1 protein-coding gene is annotated in these 351 nt (G+C 61.5%); it reads left to right on the forward strand.

Annotated features, from left to right (window positions below; genetic code table 11):
- Positions 1-95: 95 nt before the first annotated feature.
- A partial coding sequence (locus DBR24_RS32810; RefSeq protein ID WP_256591627.1) for an MgtC/SapB family protein occupies positions 96-351 on the forward strand: 256 nt, incomplete at its 3' end.

Here is a 351-nt window from a genome sequence, read left to right on the forward strand (position 1 = left end):
GATAGCGGTGTGTCAGTCAACATTGCAGTGACTGACACACCGCTATCGCGAGCAGGCTCACTCCTGCAAAGGTTATGTGTTTCAAGGACAAGACTATGCAAGCCATCAACAACCTCAACCTCGATTCGCTGCTCGACACCCTCGTCAGCCTCAGCGCCGCCTTCATCCTCGGTGGCCTGATCGGTTTCGAACGCCAGTACCGGCAACGCACCGCCGGCCTGCGCACCAATGTGCTGGTGGCGGTCGGTGCGGCGATTTTCGTCGACATGGCCAATCGTCTCGCCGGCGCCGAAGGCGCGGTGCGCGTGGTTGCCTACGTGGTCTCCGGCATCGGCTTTCTCGGTGCCGGGG

The sequence above is a fragment of the Pseudomonas sp. HMWF006 genome, from assembly GCF_003061205.1.
GTDB classification, from domain to species: domain Bacteria; phylum Pseudomonadota; class Gammaproteobacteria; order Pseudomonadales; family Pseudomonadaceae; genus Aquipseudomonas; species Aquipseudomonas monsensis.